Source organism: Mycobacterium kyorinense (assembly GCF_002101735.1).
Lineage (GTDB): Bacteria > Actinomycetota > Actinomycetes > Mycobacteriales > Mycobacteriaceae > Mycobacterium > Mycobacterium kyorinense.
This window is the reverse complement of the sequence record NZ_LQPE01000033.1, coordinates 1-6,115: the sequence shown is the minus strand read 5'-3', so window position 1 is coordinate 6,115 and position 6,115 is coordinate 1. Positions and strand designations below refer to the sequence as shown.

At 66.0% G+C, this 6,115-nt stretch carries 1 protein-coding gene; it reads left to right on the top strand.

What is annotated here, in order from left to right; translation table 11 throughout:
- Nucleotides 1–6,115, top strand: a 6,115-nt coding sequence (locus AWC14_RS06105) for a non-ribosomal peptide synthetase (protein WP_142281571.1), incomplete at both ends; no start/stop codon positions are given.

Below are 6,115 nucleotides of genomic sequence, written 5' to 3'. Positions count from 1 at the left end.
TGGCCATCGACGCGGTCTCCTGGCGAATCTTGGTGGAAGACCTCAACATTGCCTGGACCCAGCAGCGCAGCGGGCAGTCGGTGGTGTTGCCGGCGACCGGAACGTCGTTCGCGCGCTGGGCGTCGCTGCTCACCGAGTACGCCCACCGCCCCGAGATCGTGGAGGAGGCCGATGCCTGGAAGCAGGTGGCGGGAGCCTGGACCGCGCTCCCGGCGGTGCGCCCCGAGACTGACACTTACCAAACCGCAGGACATTTCTCGGTCTCGCTGGACGCCGATACCACCCGGACGCTGCTGGACGAGGTACCCGCGGCCTTCCACGCCGGAATGCATGAAATCCTGTTGATCGCTTTCGGTTTGGCGATTGCGCGGTTTGTGGGCAACGGCACGGCACCGATCGCCATCGACGTCGAGGGCCACGGCCGCCACGAGGAACTGGATCCCGATGTGGACCTGTCCCGCACGGTGGGCTGGTTCACCACCAAATACCCCGTGACCTTCGCGGTAGGCCGACTGGACTGGGCGCAGGTGGTCTCCGGTGGAGCAGACCTTGGGATCATGCTCAAGAACGCCAAAGAGCAGCTTCGCGCCCTGCCCCACCCGCTGAGCTACGGGGCGCTGCGTTATCTGAATTCCGATATTGGTCTGGACGGGTCGGATCCATCGATCGGGTTCAACTATCTGGGCCGGCTGGCCGCCACACATGAGGTGTCCGGTGAGGTGTGGCGGGTCTGCCCTGACGGCATGTCGGTCACCGCGCCGACCGCGGCGATACCGATGCCGCTGGCGCACACCGTCGAACTCAACGCCGGCACCGTCGACACCGACGTCGGCCCGCAGTTGCACGCCGACTGGAGATGGGCGCCGTCGACTCTCGACGAGGCGCAGGCAAACCGATTGAGCCGGCTGTGGTTTGAGGCACTTGCCGGTATCTGCGCGCACGTGCGAGCCGGTGGCGGCGGACTCACCCCTTCCGATATCGCGCCCGCGCGGTTGACCCAGCAGCAGATCGACGAACTGCAGCGGCAATATGACATTGCCGACATCTTGCCGCTGACCCCCTTGCAGCAGGGACTGCTCTTTCACGCCGGCACCGCCGAGAGCAGCGGTGACGACGTATACGCGGTCCAGTTGGCGATCACGCTGAGCGGCAGGCTCGACGAGCATCGCCTGCGCGATGCCCTCGATACGGTGGCCGCCCGGCATCCGAATCTGGTGGCCCGCTTCTGTGATCGGTTCGACGAGCCCGTGCAGATCATCCCCGCCGATCCGCAAGTGCCTTGGCGCTACCTCGAACTCGACGGCGGCGACGTCGAAGAGCAGATCCAGCAGGTGTGCGCCGCCGAACGCGCCGCGGTCTGCGAGCTCGCCCACGGGCCGGCGTTTCGAGCGGCGTTGATCCGTATCGCGCCAGATCGGCACCGGCTCGTGCTCACCAATCACCACATCCTGCTCGACGGCTGGTCACTGCCAATCCTGATGCGGGACATCTTCGCCGGCTACAGCGGGCAGCTGCTACCCGCCGCAACGCCGTATCGGACGTTTGTTACCTGGCTTGCCGACCGTGACGTCGACGCCGCCCGCGCCGCCTGGCGCGAAGTACTCGCCGGCTTCGACAGTCCGACGCTGTTCGCCTCGCCGGATCGGTTGTGGCTGGGCGCCCATGGCGTTGAATCGTTTTGGGTATCAGCCCAAACCACAGCGGCCGTCAGCGAGTTGGCGCGTTCGTGTCACACCACCGTCAACACCGTGCTCCAGGCCGCGCTCGCGCAACTGTTGTGCTGGCTGACCGGACAGCATGATGTTGCTTTCGGTGCGGCCGTCTCGGGCCGGCCAGCCGAGCTGGTCGGCGCCGACTCGATGGTGGGCCTGTTCATCAACACGGTGCCGGTGCGGGCGCGCATCACCGCGACAACCACCACCACAGATCTGCTCGAGCAGCTCCAAAAGATCCACAACGACACACTGGAACACCAGCACTTGGCGCTCAACGAGATTCACCGCCTCACCGGTCGGGACAAACTGTTCGACACCGTTTTCGCCTACGAAAACTACCCACTGGACGGTGCCGCATTGGCGGGCAACGAGTTGGGCATAGGCGATATCAGCGTCCGCGAATACACCCACTACCCCCTGACAGTCCAAGCCCTGCCCGGCCGTGAAATCGGTTTCCGCGTGGCATACGACACCGATGTGCTCGAGGCAGACACCATCGCATCACTTATCGGGCGGTTCGAGCAGCTGTTGGCTGCGATGGCCGCCGAGCCGACCCGCCGGTTGTCGTCGATCGACCTGCTCGACGCCGCCGAGCACGCCCGGCTCGATGACGTCGGTCACCGGGCGGAATTGACCCGACCTCCGAGCACACCGAGGTCGCTTCCGGCGTTGTTCACCGCCCAGGTAGCCCGCACCCCGGACACGGTGGCGATCACTTGCGCAGGCCGCTCACTGACCTACCGCGAGCTGGATCAGGCAGCAAATCGGTTGGCGCACCTGCTGGCCGGCCACGGCGCTGGTCCGGGACAGACTGTGGCCCTGCTGTTTTCGCGGTCGACCGAAGCGATCGTCGCGATGCTGGCGGTGCTCAAAACCGGGGCGGCCTACCTGCCGATCGACCCGGCACTGCCGCCGGCGCGGATCGAGTTCATGGTTGCCGATGCCGCGCCGATCGCCGCGGTCACCACCAGCGGCTTAGCCGACCGGCTCGACGGACATGCCTTGGCGGTCATCGACGTCGACGACCCTGCTGTGCATACCCAAGCCAGCACAGCGCTGCCGGCGCCGGCCCCCGACGACATCGCCCATATCATCTACACCTCGGGGACCACAGGCGCGCCGAAAGGCGTTGCGGTCACTCATCACAACGTTGCTCGGCTGTTCGACTCGCTGGACGCCGGCATCGAGCTGGAGCCGGGGCAGGTGTGGACGCAGTGTCACTCCTATGCGTTCGACTTCTCGGTGTGGGAGATCTGGGGTGCCCTGCTGCACGGCGGGCGGCTGGTGATCGTGCCCGAGTCGGTGGCCGGGTCACCAGACGACTTCCATGCCTTGCTGGTCGCTGAAGAAGTCAGTGTCTTAAGTCAAACCCCGTCTGCAGTAGCGGCGCTCTCACCGCACGGGTTGGATTCGACGGCGTTGGTGATCGCCGCTGAGACGTGCCCGGCCGAGCTGGTCGATCGGTGGGCGCCCGGACGGGTGATGGTCAACGCTTACGGGCCTACCGAGACCACGGTGTACGCGGCGATCAGTGCGCCGCTGACACCGGACTCGGGGACGCCGCCAATCGGTGCGCCAGTGCCGGGTGCGGCGTTGTTCGTGCTCGACGGCTGGTTGCGCCCGGTGTCCGTCGGTGTAGTCGGCGAGTTGTATGTGGCCGGCACCGGGGTAGGGGTCGGGTATGTGCGCCGGGCGTCGCTGACCGCATCGCGGTTTGTGGCATGCCCACTCGGCACGGCCGGAACACGCATGTATCGCACCGGTGATCTGGTCCGCTGGCGCGCCGACGGCCAACTGGATTATCTGGGCCGCGCTGATGAGCAGGTCAAGATCCGCGGGTATCGTATCGAACTGGGTGAAATCCAGTCGGCGCTAAGCGGTTTGGACGGGGTCCAGCAGGCAGCGGTGGTTGTCCGCGAGGACCGCCCGGGCGACAAGCGTCTGGTGGGTTATGTCACCGGCACCGTCGACCCGGCCGTGATCCGCGACCAGTTGGCCGAGCGGCTGCCCGCCTACATGGTGCCCGCCGCTGTGGTGGCACTAGAGACGATCCCGTTGACGCCCAACGGCAAACTCGACAGGCGCGCCCTGCCGGCACCCGAGTACGCCGACGCCGACCACTACCGCGCCCCGGTCAGCGCCGTCGAGGAGATCCTGGCCGGCATCTACGCCCAAGTCCTCGGCGTCGATCGCGTCGGGGTCGACGACTCGTTCTTCGACCTGGGTGGCGATTCGCTGTCCGCCATGCGCCTGATCGCCGCGCTCAACACGGGTTTGGATGCCGACCTTTCGGTGCGGGCGTTGTTCGAAGCGCCCACGGTTGCCCAACTGGCATCCCGCATCGGTGGGACCGCGGGACGGCTAGAACCATTGCAACCGGTGGAACGGCCACCCGTAGTTCCGTTGTCGTTCGCCCAGCAACGCTTGTGGTTCCTTGACCAATTCCAGGGCCCCTCACCGGTCTACAACATGGCAGTGGCGTTGCAGCTCAGTGGACGGCTCGACGCCGATGCCCTGGGAGCCGCGCTTGCCGACGTGGTGGACCGCCACGAAAGCCTGCGCACCGTATTCAGAAGTGTCGAGGGGGTTCCTCAGCAGATCGTTATCCCCATTGAGCGAGCCGATTTCGAGTGGTCCGTTGTCGATGCCACGGAATGGCGGGAAAGCCAGCTGGGTGAGGCGATCGATGAAGTGGCCCGTCACACATTTGACTTGACAGCCGAGATCCCCTTACGCGCACGGCTTTTCACTGTCAGCGCCGACGAGCACGTGCTGGTGGCGGTGGTGCACCATATCGCTGCGGACGGTTGGTCGATCGCGCCGCTGGTGCGCGATCTGAGTACGGCTTATGCCAGCCGGTGCGCTCGGCGGGCCCCCGACTGGGCGCGTTTGCCGGTGCAGTACGTCGATTACACGCTGTGGCAGCGTGCTCAGTTCGGTTCGCTTGACGATCCCGACAGCCCGATCGCCGCACAGCTGGCCTATTGGGAGGATGCGCTCGCCGACATGCCGGAGCGCCTTGATCTTCCGACCGATCGGCCCTACCCGCCGGTCGCCGATCACCGCGGTGCAAGTCTGGTGGTGGACTGGCCAGCCGAATTGCAGCAGCGGGTGGCTCAAGTGGCCCGTGAGCACAACGCGACTAGTTTCATGGTGATCCAGGCGGCGTTGGCGGTGCTGTTATCCAAGCTGAGTGCGAGTTCCGATGTGGCGGTGGGGTTTCCGATCGCCGGGCGGCGCGATCCGGCGCTCGACGAGCTGGTCGGGTTTTTCGTCAACACCCTGGTGTTGCGAGTCGACCTCACCGGGAACCCAACCTTCGCCGAGGTGCTGGCCCAGGTGCGGGCGCGCAGCCTGGCCGCCTACGAGCACCAAGACGTGCCGTTCGAAGTGCTGGTCGAGCGGCTCAACCCGACTCGAAGCCTGACCCATCACCCGCTGATCCAGGTGGTGTTGGACTGGGAGAACCTGCCCGGACGCAGCAATGGTTCCGCCGCCGGGTTGGCTTTGGGGCATTTGAAGGTCACGCCGCTGTCCATCGAGACCCGCACCGCCCGCATAGATTTGGCGTTTCACTTGAGCGAACGCTGGGATGGGTCCGGTGAGCCTGTCGGCATCGGCGGCGACGTGGAGTTCCGCACCGACGTCTTCGACGCTGCCACGATCGAGGCGCTGACCAGGCGACTGGAGCGGGTATTGGTGGCGGTGACAGCCGATCCCGTCCTGCGGTGGTCTGCGGTGGATGTACTCGACGGTGGTGAACGTGCTCGGTTGGATGAGGTCGGCAATCGGCCAGTATTGACGAAACCGGCGACAATGGCGGTGTCGGTTCCGGGGTTGTTCGCTGCGCAGGTGGCCCGCACTCCGGACGCGGTGGCGGTCAGCTGCCAAGGCCGGTCACTGACGTACCGCGAGCTGGATGAGGCCGCCAACCGGTTGGCGCATCTGTTGACCGGCCACGGTGTGGGTACGGGACAGTCTGTGGCGCTGCTGTTTTCGCGCTCAACCGAAGCAATCGTGGCGATCCTGGCGGTGCTCAAGACCGGGGCGGCCTATCTGCCGATCGACCCAGCACTGCCGGCGGCCCGCATCAGGTTCATGCTCGACGACGCCGCGCCCGTCGCCGCTATCACGACCGCGGACCAGGCCCGGCGGTTACACGGGCATGACCTATTGGTCCTAGACATCGACGACCCCGCTGGGCAGAGGCAACCCAGCACGGCACTGCCCGGCCCCGGCCCCGGTGACATCGCTTACCTGATTTACACCTCGGGTACCACCGGTGTGCCCAAGGGGGTGGCGATCAGCCACCGCAACGTCACACAGTTGTTGGGCTCCCTGGATGCGGGTCTGCCGGTGTCGGGGGTGTGGTCGCACGCTCACTCGCTGGCGTTCGACGT